Annotated in this window: 13 protein-coding genes; 4 read left to right on the top strand and 9 right to left on the bottom strand. The window is 62.1% G+C overall.

Annotation, left to right across the window (positions count from 1 at the left end; genetic code table 11):
- The first annotated feature begins 76 nt into the window (after window positions 1-76).
- Window positions 77-2,074, top strand: a complete 1,998-nt coding sequence (locus AC0Z5Z_RS05795; RefSeq protein ID WP_485610848.1) for a pilus assembly protein TadG-related protein — start codon at window positions 77-79, stop codon at window positions 2,072-2,074.
- Here the strand turns inward: AC0Z5Z_RS05795 and AC0Z5Z_RS05790 are convergent.
- Both AC0Z5Z_RS05790 and AC0Z5Z_RS05785 read right to left on the bottom strand, forming a co-directional pair.
- Entirely contained in the window at window positions 2,059-4,821 is a 2,763-nt protein-coding gene (locus tag AC0Z5Z_RS05790; protein ID WP_485610847.1) for a PAS domain-containing sensor histidine kinase, read from the bottom strand. The genes AC0Z5Z_RS05795 and AC0Z5Z_RS05790 overlap by 16 nt on opposite strands.
- Window positions 4,818-5,264, bottom strand: coding sequence for a TadE/TadG family type IV pilus assembly protein (locus AC0Z5Z_RS05785; RefSeq protein ID WP_024011435.1), 447 nt, complete (start codon window positions 5,262-5,264; stop codon window positions 4,818-4,820). Before AC0Z5Z_RS05785 ends, AC0Z5Z_RS05790 begins: the two co-directional genes overlap by 4 nt.
- 75 nt (window positions 5,265-5,339) lie before the next feature.
- Between AC0Z5Z_RS05785 and AC0Z5Z_RS05780 the strand changes: the two genes are divergently transcribed.
- The 3 genes from AC0Z5Z_RS05780 (at window position 5,340) to AC0Z5Z_RS05770 (ending at window position 8,177) form a co-directional block, all read left to right on the top strand.
- Entirely contained in the window at window positions 5,340-5,810 is a 471-nt protein-coding gene (locus AC0Z5Z_RS05780; RefSeq protein ID WP_056787729.1) for an A24 family peptidase, read from the top strand.
- 106 nt (window positions 5,811-5,916) lie between these two features.
- A complete protein-coding gene (locus AC0Z5Z_RS05775; protein WP_374046347.1) occupies window positions 5,917-6,696 on the top strand; it encodes a response regulator in 780 nt (259 codons plus the stop codon).
- Window positions 6,697-7,814: 1,118 nt separating this feature from the next.
- Window positions 7,815-8,177 carry a DUF6124 family protein gene (locus tag AC0Z5Z_RS05770; RefSeq protein WP_041480653.1) on the top strand — a complete coding sequence of 121 codons (363 nt, stop codon included), beginning with the start codon at window positions 7,815-7,817 and terminating at the stop codon, window positions 8,175-8,177.
- A 105-nt stretch (window positions 8,178-8,282) separates the two neighbouring features.
- Here AC0Z5Z_RS05770 and AC0Z5Z_RS05765 read toward each other — a convergent pair whose 3' ends face one another.
- The 7 genes from AC0Z5Z_RS05765 to AC0Z5Z_RS05735 are packed head-to-tail and all read right to left on the bottom strand — an operon-like array spanning window position 8,283 to window position 14,768.
- Window positions 8,283-8,555 carry a DUF3613 domain-containing protein gene (locus AC0Z5Z_RS05765; protein ID WP_150741614.1) on the bottom strand — a complete coding sequence of 91 codons (273 nt, stop codon included), beginning with the start codon at window positions 8,553-8,555 and terminating at the stop codon, window positions 8,283-8,285.
- Window positions 8,556-8,564: 9 nt separating this feature from the next.
- Window positions 8,565-9,287 carry a tetratricopeptide repeat protein gene (locus tag AC0Z5Z_RS05760; protein ID WP_460059878.1) on the bottom strand — a complete coding sequence of 241 codons (723 nt, stop codon included), beginning with the start codon at window positions 9,285-9,287 and terminating at the stop codon, window positions 8,565-8,567.
- 23 nt (window positions 9,288-9,310) lie between these two features.
- Window positions 9,311-10,195, bottom strand: coding sequence for a type II secretion system F family protein (locus AC0Z5Z_RS05755; protein WP_485610846.1), 885 nt, complete (start codon window positions 10,193-10,195; stop codon window positions 9,311-9,313).
- Between the two features lies 1 nt (window position 10,196).
- Window positions 10,197-11,081, bottom strand: a complete 885-nt coding sequence (locus AC0Z5Z_RS05750; RefSeq protein ID WP_485610845.1) for a type II secretion system F family protein — start codon at window positions 11,079-11,081, stop codon at window positions 10,197-10,199.
- A 17-nt stretch (window positions 11,082-11,098) separates the two neighbouring features.
- Window positions 11,099-12,367, bottom strand: a complete 1,269-nt coding sequence (locus AC0Z5Z_RS05745; protein WP_485610844.1) for a TadA family conjugal transfer-associated ATPase — start codon at window positions 12,365-12,367, stop codon at window positions 11,099-11,101.
- Window positions 12,364-13,554: a CpaE/TadZ family protein gene (locus tag AC0Z5Z_RS05740; protein ID WP_041480647.1), complete on the bottom strand. Its 1,191-nt coding sequence runs from the start codon at window positions 13,552-13,554 to the stop codon at window positions 12,364-12,366. Before AC0Z5Z_RS05740 ends, AC0Z5Z_RS05745 begins: the two co-directional genes overlap by 4 nt.
- Window positions 13,551-14,768, bottom strand: a complete 1,218-nt coding sequence (locus tag AC0Z5Z_RS05735; protein WP_039763726.1) for a type II and III secretion system protein family protein — start codon at window positions 14,766-14,768, stop codon at window positions 13,551-13,553. Before AC0Z5Z_RS05735 ends, AC0Z5Z_RS05740 begins: the two co-directional genes overlap by 4 nt.
- Window positions 14,769-14,776: the final 8 nt, after the last annotated feature.

The following is a 14,776-nucleotide window of genomic DNA, read 5'->3' as shown; positions in this document are numbered from 1 at the left end:
TCTCGACCGACCGCGTCTACACTCTTTTTCATTAACGGAGGTAGCGCTCGGCACTGCGCCGGCAAAGGAGTGCGCCATGTCGCGAGGATCGCAAGGCAACGGCCCGGCCCGGCAACGCGGGGCGATCGGCTTGATGGCGGCCGCCACCCTGAGTCTGGCGCTGGTGATGATGTTGCTGGTGGTCGACAGCGGTCGCTTGTACATGGAACAGCGCAAATTACAGCGGGTGGTGGATACCGCCGCCCTCGAAGCGGTCAGTCGCGGCGGCAATTGCCTGCCCGGGCTGAGCGCCGCCAGTTATGCCGGGCAAAGTGCGCTGCGCAATGGTTACGTGGCGGATGCCGCCAATACACTCGCGACCACCTGCGGCACACTGGCCACCGCTGCCAGCGGTATGCGCAGTTTCACTGTCGATGCCACGCAATCAAGCGCAGTCAAAGTCGCTGCCAGTCGTACGGTCACCAGCAGTTTTGCCGGCGGTGTGCAGGCGCTGTTCAGCGCCACGCCGGTCAGCCTCAACACCACACTCAATGCTTCGGCAGTCGCGGCCAAACCGCAGCCGACCGTCGCTCAACTGAATATTCGCAGCACCCTCGCCAGCATCGACACGGCGCAGTCGAACATCCTCAATCCGCTGTTTTCCGGGTTGCTCGGCGGCAACGTCAACCTCACGGCGGTGGGCTGGGACGGTTTGCTGCACACCGATATCAACCTGCTCAAATACCTCGATCAACTGGCCATCGACCTCAACGTCGGCGCCGGCAATTACACGCAGTTGCTCAATACCCAAGCGACCGTGACGCAATTGATTCAGGCCGCAGCGACGGTGGTGCAACTCAACGGCGCAACCGCGCAAGTGGTCACCGCGCTGGGCCAGTTGCAGGTCGCCGCGATCAACGCGGCGCCGGTCAGACTCGGCGAGATCCTGCAACTGCAGACCGGCACTACGGCGGCGGGGCTGGATGCCAATCTGCAATTGCTGCAACTGGTGCAAGGCGTGGTGCAACTGGCCAACAGCAAGAGCGCGGTGGCGGCGACCTTGCCGGTCAACGTGCTGGGGCTGGCCGGTGTCACGGTGCGGGTCAAGGTGATCGAGCCGCCGCAGTTCTCGGCGATTGGCGACCCGGCGCGGGCCAAGGCCGATCCGTTGGGACCGGACCGGATTTATGTGCGCACCGCGCAGGTGCGCACGCTGCTGTCGGTGAATCTGCCGGTGCTCTCGGGGGTGACGGGGCTGACCAATGCGGTGCTGGGCCTGGTCGGTACGCTGACGCCGACGCTCAATGCACTGTTGAGCCTGAATCTGGTGGACACGCTCAATTCAGTGTTCTGCCTGTTGGGTGCCGGCTGCCAACAGCTCGATCCGAAGCTGCTGCCCTCACCGCAAATCGACATCGCGCTGGATGCCGGCGGGGCGAAAAGCTATGTCACCGATTACCGCTGCCCGACCGGCGATACCGACAGCAAAAGCCTGACTGCCGCCGCCACAACCTCTCTGGCAGATCTCAAACTCGGCAAGATCGATCCTGTCGCGGCGTTCTCTTCAGTCGCCGAACCAACGGTGACGCCGTTGCCGCTGGTCGATCTCGGCATCATCACCTGCCACAAGATTCTCGGCATCGGCAGTTGCGATGCCGCCTCCCACGTGCAATACGGCGCGGGCGGCATCGCCCTCAAACTCGACACCAGCGTCGCGCAGACCACGCAGAATCTGCTGTTTTCCAGCACCACTCCCTTCGCCACCCCGGCCAATCTGAAACTGCCGCCGAGCCTGCTGCCGGCCGCGCCGACCAGCAACATCGTCGGCAGCCTGGCAAACACGCTGTCCGGCATCAACCTGATCGTCTACAAACCCGTGGGCAGCAATCCGCTGGGCGCCATCGTCACCGGTGTGGCTTCACTGATCAGCGATGTCAGCAACCGCTTGTTGCCGGTGGTCACCGGTTTGATCAGCCCATTGCTTGATCCGCTGTTGAACAATCTGCTCAAGGGTCTGGGCATCAATCTGATGAACACCGAGGTGGGCGCCAACATGACCTGCGGGCAGACCGGCAAGGCCTATCTGGTGATCTGATCGTCGCTGGCGATCGGCAATTCGATGCAGAACCGTGCGCCCTCCGTGGAGTTGCGCACGCTCAACTGGCCGCCCATGTTGGCGATGATGCCGTAGCTCACCGACAGGCCCAGGCCGGTGCCGACGCCAATCGGCTTGGTGGTGAAGAACGGCTCGAAGATCCGCTCCAGCAAACGCGGATCGATGCCGCCGCCATTGTCCTCGACCCACAGCCGCACGCTTTCCTCGTCACGCTCGGCGTAGATTGAAATCCACGGTTTGAATGCAGGGTCGTGCTCGCGCTTGCCGAGCAGCGCGTCGCGGGCGTTGACCATCAGGTTGATCAGCACCTGCTCCAGCTGATCGACGTAGCCGCGCACCTGCGCCTCGAAGGCAGTTTCGCTGATGCGCAGATCGACACCTTTGCCTCGCATGCCCTCGGCCAGCAGTGACAGGGTGCCTTCGATGGCTTGGGCCGGGTTGAACAATTGTTGTTCGATTTCCGAGCGGCGACCGAACACACGCATGTGGTCGACCACCTTCGCTGCGCGTTGAACCTGAGCGTCGATACGGTTGAGTTTGTCGGTCAGATAATCGACCTGCACATCACCGTTGCCGAGGCGCTTGAGCACGTTGACGATGGCCATGCGCATCACGTTGAGCGGCTGGTTGATTTCGTGGGCGAGGCCGGTGGCCATTTCGCCGAGGGTAGCCATTTTCGCGCTTTGCGTGAGTTGCTGTTGTGAGCGGCGCACCTCGGTGTTGTCGCGGCCCACCGCTTGCACTTCGATCAACTGCCCATGCTCATCGAACACGCCGCGATCCGACCAGACCCACCAGGCGTGTTCGCGTCCGGGCAATTGCAGGCTGATTTCGGCGGTGCTCACTGGCTGTTCCGGGGTCAGTTGGCTCAGGCGCTGCACAAACGCGCCGCGCTGTTCTTCGGACATCCAGCCACCCAGATCAACGCCGGGCAGTTGTTGCGGGGTGCATTCCAGATAAGTCGCCAACGGTCGGTTGCCAAAGATCAGCGTCAGGTCCGGGCGATAACGGCAGATCATCGCCGGTGAATCCTCGACCAGAATCCGGTAGCGCTCCTCGCTCTGCCGCACCTGCTCGGCGGCAAGCGTCGCTTCGGTGACATCCAGCCACAGGCCCACCGCCTCGACCGGCAGCCCGAGATCATTGCGCAGCAGTTTTGCCTCATCGAGCAGCCAGTGATACTCGCCACGGTTGTCGCGCAGGCGATAACGCGCACGCACCGAGCCTTCACGCAGCAACTGGCGGTTGCGCTGGAAATACAGTTCGCGGTCGTCGGGGTGCACGCGCTCGACCAGGGCTGTCGTGTCGCAATCTTCCAGCGTCCAGCCCAGCAAGGGTTGCAGGCTGGCGCTGAAAAACGCCGGGATCAGCGCGCCTTCTGCGTAGCGCTGCACGTAGATCACCGCCGGCGAACTGGCGATCAGATTGTCCAGCCGCGCATGGGCGGCAGCGGCGCGCTGTTGTTGATTCTGGATGTCGCTGATATCGAGCATGAACCCGACCAGACGCCGATGCTCACCGGTGCCGCTGACCTGACCCTGAATCCGATACCACGTCGCTGCTGCGCCGACCTCCGCGTGGTGCAGACGCACGCTCAGGGTCAGCGCCTCGCCCTGCCATTGCAGGGCGCGCAAACGGCTGCGCAATTCGTCGCGGTCGGCGGGATGAAACAGCGACAGCCAGTCCTCTACCGGCAGCAGGCGATCGCTGAGATTCAGTGCCGAGGCCAGCGTCGGCGCCAGCGCAATCTGCTCTTCGGCACTGATTTCCCACCAGCCAGTGCCGAGCAGGTTTTGCAGGGAATCAAGACGTTCCATCGATTGCACATGGCGCTGCTCGCGCAAGCGGCTGAGCAGCGGTCCGGCCAGCGCACCGGCCAAGGTCAGCCAGTCGCGATCGGTCAGCCATGGCGCCACGTTGTCGACCGTATAAAACCCGCAGAGCAGCCAGGCGACCACGCCCTGGTCATTGCAGTAGGGCACGGCGAAACCGTTGGCGTTGCCGAACGTGGCCTGCAATCGCGAGTGCTCATAGCGGCCCTGCGGGCCGGCGAGACGTTGCGGCGCGCTGCCGTTGAGGCTGTCCAGCGGCGTGCCCAGCGGCTGACCGTCCTCCCACAATTGCGGGGCATCGTGGCCACGAAACTGTTGATGAATCTGCCAGCCCTGGGCCTGTTCATCCAGTAACGCCACGGCGAGGCAGGGGATATGCCAGCGCTGGGCGATGGCCTGCAATTGTTCGCCAAGCACCGTCGGCAGACGCGTCAGGCTGCACGTGCGCAGACGATCGCTGACCTGCGCGGCGAGGGTCTGGCAGGCGTCGCGATCGCGCGCTTGCTGACGTTCGAGCAACAGGTCGGCGATGTCGAGCATCTGCAGTTGCCAGCCATCGTTTAGTGGCTGCACCCAGCCGCGAAGGTGCAGGGGCTGACCATTGAGCCCGGAAAAGTCGAGATCGAGGAGTTGCCCCTGCCAGTCTCTGGGCTGACCTTCGATGGTCAGCAGACTGTGCGGCAGCAGGTAGGCGCTGAGCGGCAGCGGCTGACCCTGAGGTTTGTGCTGGGCGAGCAAATGCCGCAGCGGGCCGGCGATCTGCAACACATCGCCGTTGCCATCCAGATAAAAATGCAGGCCGATGGGCGGCGCGCCGAGATGGTCCGGCAAGTCGTGAGCTGCGGTGGGGGCGCGCATGAGCAAGCGCCCGAAAAACTTATCGCCGGCGGTCAAAATTGCAGGCTCGAGCGGGCGGTCAGGTGCGTCGGCAGATTGGGCACCGTGCCGATCCCGGGCAGCACCAGAAACGGCATGATCTGATTGAGCTTGCTCACCGGGTAATTGACGCTGACGGTCAGGGTGCCGGTCCCCGCGTCGTAAGCCGCACTGGTGTCGGTCCCGACCACCAGATTCAAGGCCGAGGGCAGCCATTGCAGTTGTTGGGTCAGCGCAGCATTGGCGGTGTTGACCACTACCGTCGAATAGTTCGGCGTGGTCGGGTCCACCGCAACGCTGCGGCGCACCGCCTCAGCGGTGGCCTGGTTGAACGATTGCATCATCACGAAGGGCAGGCCGTAGCTGACCAGCCCGTAAAACACTGCGAAAAAGATGATGAACACCAAGGCGAATTCGATCGCCACCGCACCTTTTTGCGACCTGCGAAAGCCGTTTTTCATGCGTGCGTCTACCCTGACAGTCACTGCGTAGTATCAGCATAGAATCAATCAGGCAAAACGGACGGCTTTCAGCGCATGCAGATTTCCCTTGTTCTGATCTGGCTGGCGATCTGCGCCGCGCAAGATGCCCGGCAGCGGCGAATTTCCAACGCATTGACGTTAGGCGTGGGCGCGCTGGCGCTGGTCTGGTTGCTGGCGACCGGCAGCACCTGGCTGGGTGCCGACGCGGGGCAGGGCGGCTGGGCCTGCCTGATCGCTTTGCTGCTGACGCTGCCCGGTTATTTCATGGGCCGCATGGGCGCTGGTGATGTGAAATTAATGACAGCCCTGGGTCTTGCGACGAACGGCATATTCGTTCTTGGCGCGTTTATCGGCGCTGGCCTGGCCAGCGTGCTGTGGCTGCTGCTCGCGCCAAAAGTCTGGCCTCATATGGCTCAAGGGCTTAGAGCGCATCTGCGTCATCTGGCCCCGGACAAGTCAAAAAAGCTGCCATTTGCGCCGTTCGTGTGGGTAGGGGTAGTGCTTTCGCTGTACTGGATCACCTGATCGCGGAGTGCCACTAGTCCTATGTACATAGTCGGAAAGTGGGTCTACTTTCAATTCAGGCGAATACGCCACCAAAGTGCAGGAATCGTCAGCGTTGGCCGAGCAAATGGAGTGGTTCGTGAACAAGCCTAATTCGGTAAAAATCCTCGTGGTCGATGATCAGCCGCTGATCGTCGAAGAACTCTGTGAGTTTCTCGAGAGCAGTGGCTACCGTTGCGTGCCGTGCGACTCAAGCCTTGAAGCCATCGAGCTGTTCAGGGCGGACCCGGACATCGGTCTGGTGCTGAGTGATTTGCACATGCCGGACATGGACGGCATCGAGTTGATCCAGGCTTTGCAGCGGCTGGCCGGCAAGCAGCGGGTGTTCGAGGCGATCATGCTCACCGGGCGCGCTGACAAGCAGGATGTGATCAAGGCCTTGCGTGCGGGGATTGCCGATTACTATCAGAAGCCGATTGATCTGGCTGAGTTGCTCGAGGGGGTGCAGCGTCAGGAGCTGGCTTTGCAGGAACGGCAGAAGAATCTGCATCTGGGTCATCTGAATCAGAAGTTGCAGTTCTTGTCCGAGTCGATCGATGACCTTTATCAGGATCTGGACAAGGTGCGGCGCTCGCCCGCGCCGGTGCTGGCCGATGGTGAGCCTGAGCCTGCCGAGATGCCGGCGGTGTTCAGTCAGTTGTCGCCCCGGCAGTTGGATGTGGCGCGGTTGGTGGGCAAGGGGCAGACCAATTATCAGATTGCCTGTGAGTTGGGGATTACCGAGAACACGGTGAAGCTTTATGTGTCGCAGGTGTTGCGGTTGACGCATATGCATAATCGGACGCAGTTGGCTTTGGCCCTTTCGCCTGTTGGATCTGCTGGGCGGCAGCGGGTTACTGCGCATTGACTTGGCGGCCTTTGGGCCGACCATGCTTTGGGTGGTTGGGGTGAATATCCGTTTTTTTTGGTGTCGCTGATTACGGTTCCGCCCTTACGGCGGGTCACTTTTGGCAAACGCCCCAAAAGTAACCAAAAGGTCTTCGCCCTGACGTTCGGCCCGCTCGCTGGGGCTCGGGGTTCCTTCGCTCCGGGATCGATCCTGGCGCAGCGGCTCCGGTTTGCTCCGCTGCACCTACACTCGCTGTGTACGACTGCGTCGTACGGTCGCTGCGCTCCCACGCCCGGATCAATCCCTCCACTCAGCCTGCCGACGGGCTCCCAGATCAAGATCAAAAGCTACTCGAGCTTGCGCTCATTGTTTTGAGTGGTGAAAAGCATGCGGTGTCTGGCTTTTGTTTTGCGCTGGATTCGCCCCTCACCCCAGCCCTCTCCCGAGGGAGAGGGAGCCGATTTGTGGGTTGTTCAAAATTTGTGTTCGACTCGGTTTTTCAGGTCGGTGTACTTCGCCCAAACAACTCGGTCGGTCCCCTCTCCCTCTGGGAGAGGGCTAGGGTGAGGGTGCTTTTGATCTGCTTCAGAATCTGTGTTCGACCCGGTATTTCAGGTCGGTGTACTTCGCCCAAACAACTCGGTCTGTCCCCTCTCCCTCTGGGAGAGGGCTAGGGTGAGGGTGCTTTTGATCTGCTTCAAAATCTGCATTCGACTCGGTATTTCAGGTCGGTGTACTTCGCCCAAACAACTCGGTCGGTCCCCTCTCCCTCTGGGAGAGGGCTAGGGTGAGGGTGCTTTTGGTTTTGATTGTTTAAATCTGTGTCTGATTTGCCAGAACCTTCCCACAAGGTTTTCAGGTTGTCCGTCGGACGTCGGGTCACTAGTCTCTGGCTGTCGTCGAATCTTCGGCGATCGGGTGTGAGAACCCTGCTACTTATGGTCATCCAGTATCTGTGCACGCATAATCGCCGCCAGCTTGTCCGCTGTCTGCAATGTGTCATGGCGGCTGTGTGCGGGCAGACTTCGGTCTGGCCGGGTGTCCATAACCGGTATTCTCACCCCGCATACAGTTGCCACCTTTTGCCCCGTGAGAATGGCATTGGGTCGCACCGCAGATTTTGGAGAGCCGTTTCAATGGACAAACTGATCCCAGACCCACCCCCATCCCCCACCACCCCGCTCGAAGACGCCATGCGCGCCGACGATCTTGTGAAAAACCGCGAAGCGATAAAACGCGCGCTCGATTTCTATCTCTGCCCCGAACCCGCAAAACCGCACCCGCCCAGCACGCTGTTCATGGTGGTGCCCAATGTCGATACCGAAAGCTTGTTGGCGCATGCCTGTGAGTCGCTGGCGTCAGCGAGTGCGATGGCGAGTAATTTCGCTGGCGAGTTGAGCGGGTTTCAGCGCAGCACGGCGTTGGCGATTCAGCAGATTGTCATGCTGGCCGAGCTAGCCGTGAATCGGGCGCTGGATCGGGTTGATCCGCAGCGTTGAAACCGCGTTATCGTTCTTCGCGAGCAGGCTCGCTCCCACCGAAAGCACGCGGTCGACTGTGGGAGCGAGCCTGCTCGCGAAGGGGCCTTCAAGGGCACCACCAAACTAATTCTTGCTCTCGATCTTCCCGCCCGCATCCGGATCATAAAAATCCGGGATCTCGTACTGGTATTTCTTCAGCCAGCGCCGCATCGCCAGTTCGCGTTCGGTGGCTGTTGCACTCTGAGGTTTGGGGGAGGCGGCTTTGTTGCGGCTTTGCAGAACCAGCCAGCCTTCGGTTTCCTGCTGCTGCGCAGAAGCAGGGCCGGTGTCGATGGCGTGGGCGCCGAGGGGCAGGGTGAGCAGGGTCAGGTAGCACAGGCCTTTGCGGATGGTCATGGCTGTCTCCTATTCGAGCGTCGGCGGTAGCGGGTCGATGAAGGCGGCGACGCGGTCGCCGGGTGTGGCTTTGGCGTTGGCCGGGGCTTTGAGTTTTTCTGCGCGTTGCTGCGCTTCGGTGAATTGTTCCGGGGTCAGTTTCGAGCGGCTGACGATTTCCGCGGCTTGCGGCCAGTCGTTCTGGTAGAGCAGCAGGGTGACCATGTTCAGCGTCGCCAGTTGATTGTTCTGGCTCAGTTCGATGGCGGTGAGGAATTCGAATTTCGCTTCGTTGAGGCGCAGTTGGTTGAGGTAGACCACGCCGAGATCATTGCGGATTTTTTCGTCGGTGGGCGCCAGGCGTGCGGCGCGTTGCAGGTGGGCCTGGGCCTGGCCGTTGTCGCCACGGGCGGCGTAGACCTGGCCCAGGCCATGTTCGGCCTGGGCGGTGAGGCAGCCGCCGAGCAGGCTGCGGTAAAGCGGCTCGGCTTCGCTGCGGCCGAGCAGGCGATAAACCTTGGCTTTGCGCAGGCGCACTTCGCTGAGGTTGTCCGGCAGGCTTTGCAGGTTGGCGAGGCTGGCGTGGAGCTTGCCGTCGCTGGCCAGGTCATCGGCGAGGTTCAGCGACAGTTCCTGCTCCGAGGTCAGTTTGCTGCAGCTGGACGGCGACAGCAGCGAGGTCCACGGCGCCTGGCCGTCCGTGGCGCAGCCGCTGATCAGCAACAGACTTGCCATGACTATCAGTACTTTCATCAAACGCTCTCCATGAGCCAAGGTCAGTTTGCGAACGCGCGGGCAATGGCGGTGAAGCCCGGGCCGGCCAGTACGATCAGCAGGGCAGGAAACAGAAACAGCATCATCACCACCGACATCTTCGCGGACATTTTCGAGATGTACTCCTGCAGCCGGGTCAGGCGTCGGTCATCGAGTAATTGCTTGAGCGCCAGCAGCGATTTCATCGCACCGCCGCCCTGGTGGATCAGTTGCTGGAGGATCACGCAGGTGTCGGTGAATTCGTCCACCGCGAGCATCACCGCAGTCTTGTTCAGCTCCTGCCCCAGCTCCAGACCCGAGTCGACGCGGCTGAGGATCAGGCGCAGTTCGCTGGTCAGTTCCGGCAGCAGTTTCTGTGCTTCGACGCTGAGCACGCGCAACGCTTGTTCCACCGCCATGCCGGATTCGAAGAGGATGCGCAGCAGCGGTATGAACGTGGAAATTTCCACGGCGATGGCTTTCTGTCGGCGGGCGGCGGCGTAGGCGAGCAGGCGTTTGGGCAGTAGATAGCCGCCGCCCGCAGCGAACATCGGCGCCATCCAGCGGTGACTGGTCTGCGGGAAAAACACTTCCTGCAAAAAGATCGCCAGCCCCAGAGCGAGCAGCGGCGTGCCGATCTGGCAGGCGGCGAAGAGCGCGCGTTCGTTGGCGCGGCGCCAGCCGAGGCGGCCGAGCAGGGTCTGGGTTTCGCTGTCGATGCTCACCGAGCCCCGGCCGAAACGGCTGTTGCCCAGCGCGCGCAGCCAGTGGCCGAAACGGTTCTCCCGGACCAATTGACCGTGCAAGCGCTGATGCACCTGACGCACGCGGCGGCGCTCGGTGAGCAGGTGATTGCCCACCAATAACAGCGAACCGAGGAGCAACAGCAACGCCGCGAGCCAGACCATCTCAAACGCTCCGCAACATGCGCCACAGCGCCAGACTGCCCAGCACCTGCAACGCGGCGGCGCTGAGCAGCATGGTCTGGCCGCTTTCGTCGTGCCACATGCCGAGCATGTAGCCGGGGTTGGTCAGCATGAAGTAACTGACCAGAATCAAAGGCAGCAAACCGAGCACCCAAGCAGTCATGCGGGTTTCCCCGGTCAGCGCGCGCAACTGCCGCGCGCCCTGGTCGCGCTCGCGGATCAGTTTGATCAGATTCTCCAGCAGCTCACTGGCGTTGCCGCCGTAGCGGTGGTTGACCTTCAGGCCGAGGGCGAACATACGCAGTTCGTCCTGCTCGTAGAGTTCGGCAAAATCGCTGACGGCGTCAGGCAAGTTCACCCCCAGTTGCACGTTGCGCTGTACCCGGCCCATGGCCGCTTTCAAAGGGTCTTCACTGGCTTCGATGGCGCCCAGGACTGCATCGCTGAGGGTGCGGCCGGATTTGAGGCTGCGCACGGTGTGGTCGAGCAGTTGCGGCAGTTGTTCGATCATGCGACGGATCCGTTGCCGGTAGCGAATGGCGATGTACAACCGCAACGCCACGGGCGGGACGAGCAACATGATCAGCAGACCGACCCAGCTGGCGAGCAGAAATCCCAGGCCCATTGCCGCTGCCCACAGGCTCAGCCACAGACCGAAACGCTCGCTCGGCCGACCCAGTCCAGCACGTAAAAACATCCGTTCCACTCCCACCCACCTGGCCTGCTCGACGGCCAGCTGCGGTTGTCCGGCGGCGAGTCGATTGAGGACTTTTTCCTTCGCGGTCTTGCGCAGCCCTTGCAGGAACAGATAGATCGACAGCCCCAGCAGCATCAGGCAAATGGCGATGAGAATGATCGGTCCCAGCATCTGCGTGCTCCTCGCCGTCAGCCCAGGTGAGCGTCGTGGCGCAGCTTGTCGCCGGCCGGGTTGACCGCTTCGCGCACAAAACCGAACCCCGTGCGGCGGTCGAGGCGGAACAGGGTGTTGGTGACGTAGACGTCCTCGCGAATGCCGACCACTTCCACCACTTCACTGACGCAGCGCCGGCCATCGGGCATGCGTGTCAGTTGAATGATCACGTCGAGGGCGGCGCAGATCATCTGACGCAGGGTGCGTTCGGCAATCGAGCGCCCGGTCAGGCCGACCAGTGTCTCCAGACGCAGCAGCGCGTCCTGGGCGTTGTTGGCGTGCACGGTGCTCATCGAACCGTCGTGGCCGGTGTTCATCGCGGTGAGCACGTCGACCACTTCGACGCCACGGATCTCGCCGAGAATGATCCGGTCGGGACGCATGCGCAGGGCGTTGCGAATCAGGTCGCTGGCCTTGACCTCGCCATGCCCCTCAGCGTTGGGCGGACGGGTTTCCAGACGCACCACATGCGGATGGCCGAGTTGCAGTTCGGCGACGTCTTCGATGGTCACCAGCCGTTCGTGCGGGTTGATCAACTGGCTGAGGATGTTCAGCAGCGTGGTCTTGCCGGTGCCGGTGCCGCCGCTGATCAGGATGTTGCAGCGCTTGTCCACGGCGTTCTGCAGAAATTCGAAAATCGCCAGATCGATGGTCTGCATCGCCATCAGGTCGGTGCTCTTGAGCATGTCCTTGCGGAACTTGCGGATCGACAGGCACGGGCCGTCGAGGGCAATCGGCGGGATGATCGCGTTGACCCGGCTGCCGTCCGGCAGGCGCGCATCGACCATCGGCGAGGACTCATCGAGGCGGCGCCCGAGCGGCGCAAGGATGCGTTGCATGACCCGCTCGACGTGATGCGCATCGATAAAACGCAGATCGCTTTGATGCAATACGCCGTCGCGCTCGATGAACACCCGGTGCGGGCCGTTGACCAGAATTTCCGTCACCGACGGGTCACGCAGCAGGACTTCCAGTGGGCCGAATCCGGTGAGTTCGTCGACGATTTCTTCGCCGAGGCGCTCCATTTCGTAGCGCGAGATCGCCAAGTGCAAACGCGCGATGTATTCGGCGACCTTGTCGGTGACGAACTGCGCCAGTTGCTGGCGCGAACCTTCCAGCAGGTTTTTCCCCGACTCCTCGATGGCGTCGATGATGTAGCGGTGCAGGACCAGTTTCAGGCCTTCGTGGTCGCTGTTGCCGATCGCTCCGTGCGACGTTGCGCCAAAGAGTTTTTCTGCGCTCATGAGTGGCCTCGCAGACGGTCGAACCAGGTGACTTTCGGTTTGCTCAGGCCTTCTGAGCGTTTCGCCAAGCGCTCGCCGAGGGTGCGCAGGCTCTGGGTGAGTTTCTCCCTGGGCGCCAGTTCGAACAGGCTGACGCCCTGGTTTTTCGCGTTCAGGCGCACGTCGGGACTGAACGCCAGCACGGCGATGACTTCCAGATTGAAGGTCTTGCCCAAGGTCTCGGCATCCGGCGCGACGTTGCTCAGGTAGCGATCGATCAGCAAGCGCCCGTGCTCGAGTTTCATGCCTTTTTCGCGCCACTGGTTAAGCACGGCGAGGTTGCGTCGGCAGTTGAGTACGTTCTGGTCGGTGTACCACAGCAGTTTGTCGCAATGGCTGACGAAGGTGCGCAATGCCTCACTGTCGGCCTGCCCGGTGAGGTTCACGACAATGTGCTGAAAGTGCTGGCGCAAGGCGCTGAGCAGCATGTACAGCTCGGCGGCGCTGGTGGTTTCCAGCGGCTCGTCAGTGTTGGCGTAGGCAAGAATGCGCAGGCCGTGGTCGGCGCTGGTGAATGCGCTGTCGATCAGCGTCGCGTCGAGCCGGCGCAAATGACGCAGGGCATCGCCGAAGTGAAACGAACTCTCCAGCCCCAACAGCGCGAGGCTGTCGCCACGGGGCAGGCCAAGGTCGAGCAGCAAGGTTTGCTGGCCGCTCTTCTGCACCACCATGGCCATGTGATTGGCGAGCAAGGCACCGTCGGAACTGCTCTGCACGCCGTACATCACGGTAAGCCCGCCCAGCTGCGTGTTGGGAGTGACGGCGGGCAGGCGTTTGCCCAAGCGCCGCACCAGCCCGGCGACTTCGCTTGAACGTGAGCCATAGGCGACGAAATCCCGTGCACCGGCGCGCATCGCATTGAGTACGAGCTGATTGTCCATGCCGTCGCCGAGGGCGACGATTGCCAGCATCGGCTTGGCTTCCAGCGCACCTTCGATCAGCGCACTTTGCGCCACGACATGCTCGCGATCGAGACCGACGAAGACCAGATTGGCGAACGTCACATCGACCAGTGCGAGCAGTTCGTCGAGGCTGCCGCCACCGGCGCTGACCACCTGGCCCAGGGGCGCGAGTGCGCTTTGCAGCCATTCCAGATCGGTGCTGTTGCGGGTGATGGCGAGGAAGGTCTGACTGAGATTCTGGCTCATTGCGATAACCCGCTGCGCTTGTCGAAGTTACCGTTCTCGAGGAAGAACATGCGATAGAAATTCGGGTCGTAATTGCGCAGCTTCTCTCCCGGCAACGACGGCAAACGCGCGTCCGCCGCCAATGGCTGGACCAGGTGCGGGGTGACGATCATCAGCAGTTCGCGCTCTTCGCGTTTGATTTGCGAACCCTTGAAAAACGCCCCGAGGATGGGAATGTCACCAAGGCCTGGAAACTTGTTCACCTGCGAGCTGTTGGTGGTGCTGATCAAACCGCTGATGACGAAACTTTCGCCATCACCCAGCGACACGCTGGTGTCGGTACGGCGGATGGTCAGCGCCGGAACGGTGGTGCCGGCGATGTTCACCGCGTTGGCAAAATCCAGTTCGCTGACCTCCGGGGCGACCTTCAGCGCGATGCGGTCGCGGCCGATGATGGTTGGCGTCAGGGTCAGGCGGATGCCGAATTCCTTGTACTCGATCGACACGCTGTCGCTGCCGGAACTGGGCACCGGAATCGGGATTTCTCCGCCGGCCAGGAAGCTCGCACTCTGCCCGTTCAACGCCACCAGACTCGGCCGCGCCAGGGTGTAGGCGAAGCCGCTGGTTTCCAGGGCGTTGATGATCGCCATGGTTTTGCCGCCGACCCAGGAGAAATTGAACAGCGAGTTATCCACCGGCAGGCGCGGCTGCGGCACGCCGTCGATCGGTGGCAGCGTGCCGGGCGAACCGAACAGGAAATTGCCGCGCGTGCCGATCAGCGACGCCGTGGCTTCCTTGAGTTTGGTGCGGCTGACTTCGACGAAGCGGATGTCGGTCTGCACTTGCGACGGCAGGGTCGGATCGTCCGACGGCACGCTGCTGGTCAGCGCCGTGGTCGCCGCGCCCTGGACGAAGACCATGGCTTGCTGCGGCTGCGCCGAGCAGGCCGTCCAGACCATCAGGCTGGTCGCGCCGGGGCCGACACCCGTGAGCAGAAAGGACGAACCGCCATTGGCATGCACGTCGGCAATTTTCGGATCGCCCACTGCCAGCCGAGTGATTGCCACCGGTGACTGCATATCCTGCTGGAAGCCTTCACCGATCTCGATCACCGAGGGCAGGCGCGGCAGTGCCGAGCAATTGCCCACCGCCGCGAGGGCGCTGTCCATCGTCAATCCCAACAACAGCAAGGCCCGGAGCGCCGGTTTCAATGTCGGTCTGAGTCGACTCTGCATGCACGTGA

This window comes from Pseudomonas sp. 1L-E-NC-VB-C3 (assembly GCF_057291535.1).
The sequence above is the reverse complement of the archived record's forward strand: the minus strand, read 5'-3'. Positions and strand labels throughout refer to the sequence as shown.

Excerpts from the sequence above, each read along its gene's own strand:
- AC0Z5Z_RS05795 (WP_485610848.1), top strand. The coding sequence starts at position 77 with ATGTCGCGAGGATCGCAAGGCAACGGCCCGGCCCGGCAACGCGGGGCG.
- AC0Z5Z_RS05785 (WP_024011435.1), bottom strand. The coding sequence starts at position 5,264 with ATGAAAAACGGCTTTCGCAGGTCGCAAAAAGGTGCGGTGGCGATCGAA.
- AC0Z5Z_RS05780 (WP_056787729.1), top strand. The coding sequence starts at position 5,340 with ATGCAGATTTCCCTTGTTCTGATCTGGCTGGCGATCTGCGCCGCGCAA.
- AC0Z5Z_RS05775 (WP_374046347.1), top strand. The coding sequence starts at position 5,917 with ATGGAGTGGTTCGTGAACAAGCCTAATTCGGTAAAAATCCTCGTGGTC.
- AC0Z5Z_RS05770 (WP_041480653.1), top strand. The coding sequence starts at position 7,815 with ATGGACAAACTGATCCCAGACCCACCCCCATCCCCCACCACCCCGCTC.
- AC0Z5Z_RS05765 (WP_150741614.1), bottom strand. The coding sequence starts at position 8,555 with ATGACCATCCGCAAAGGCCTGTGCTACCTGACCCTGCTCACCCTGCCC.
- AC0Z5Z_RS05760 (WP_460059878.1), bottom strand. The coding sequence starts at position 9,287 with ATGAAAGTACTGATAGTCATGGCAAGTCTGTTGCTGATCAGCGGCTGC.
- AC0Z5Z_RS05755 (WP_485610846.1), bottom strand. The coding sequence starts at position 10,195 with ATGGTCTGGCTCGCGGCGTTGCTGTTGCTCCTCGGTTCGCTGTTATTG.
- AC0Z5Z_RS05750 (WP_485610845.1), bottom strand. The coding sequence starts at position 11,081 with ATGCTGGGACCGATCATTCTCATCGCCATTTGCCTGATGCTGCTGGGG.
- AC0Z5Z_RS05745 (WP_485610844.1), bottom strand. The coding sequence starts at position 12,367 with ATGAGCGCAGAAAAACTCTTTGGCGCAACGTCGCACGGAGCGATCGGC.
- AC0Z5Z_RS05740 (WP_041480647.1), bottom strand. The coding sequence starts at position 13,554 with ATGAGCCAGAATCTCAGTCAGACCTTCCTCGCCATCACCCGCAACAGC.
- AC0Z5Z_RS05735 (WP_039763726.1), bottom strand. The coding sequence starts at position 14,768 with ATGCAGAGTCGACTCAGACCGACATTGAAACCGGCGCTCCGGGCCTTG.